The 758-nt window shown below is 52.2% G+C and carries 2 tRNA genes and 1 rRNA gene; all 3 read left to right on the plus strand.

The window, feature by feature from the left end:
- Positions 1–61: 61 nt before the first annotated feature.
- Positions 62–138: transfer RNA gene (locus HXS66_RS17205), tRNA-Ile, on the plus strand.
- Between the two features lie 39 nt (positions 139–177).
- Positions 178–253, plus strand: a tRNA-Ala gene (locus HXS66_RS17210).
- 231 nt (positions 254–484) lie between these two features.
- Positions 485–758 (plus strand): 23S ribosomal RNA (locus HXS66_RS17215); the annotation flags it as partial.

The following is a 758-nucleotide window of genomic DNA, read 5'->3' on the forward strand; positions in this document are numbered from 1 at the left end:
GCTCGCGGCAAGTGCTCACAACGAATTACCTGATCAAGTTAGTTTATCGAGTAGTAGTGTCGGGTCTGTAGCTCAGTTGGTTAGAGCGCACCCCTGATAAGGGTGAGGTCGGCAGTTCAAATCTGCCCAGACCCACCAAAAGCTTCGTGCTTTTGTCGACACGGTTTGCCGACTTTTGGGGCCATAGCTCAGCTGGGAGAGCGCCTGCCTTGCACGCAGGAGGTCAGCGGTTCGATCCCGCTTGGCTCCACCATCAAGTTCCGGTTCAAGCTTCTACTACCTGATAACGCTGACAGTTCACAGTGACAAGCATATCGCCTTCCTCGAGAAGGTTGTGTGACTTCTCACTGTTCTCTGAACAGCCGCTCTTTAACAATGTGAATCATGCTGACGATGGAATGTGCGCCAAGCACATCTCCATCAAACGATATGTCGGAGAGGTCCGACAGATTCGTAATCCTTGACAGACCCCTTGGGGTTATATGGTCAAGCGATTAAGCGCATACGGTGGATGCCTTGGCAGCCAGAGGCGATGAAGGACGTGATAGCCTGCGATAAGCGTTGGCGAGGTGGCAAATACCCTGCGACCCAACGATTTCCGAATGGGGAAACCCACTCACCATCAGGTGAGTATCTATAGGCCAATACATAACCTATAGAGGCAAACCCGGGGAACTGAAACATCTAAGTACCCGGAGGAAAAGAAATCAACCGAGATTCCCCAAGTAGCGGCGAGCGAACGGGGACCAGCCCTTAAG

The sequence above is a fragment of the Cobetia sp. 5-11-6-3 genome (assembly GCF_013374055.1).
Classification (GTDB): Bacteria; Pseudomonadota; Gammaproteobacteria; order Pseudomonadales; family Halomonadaceae; genus Cobetia; species Cobetia marina.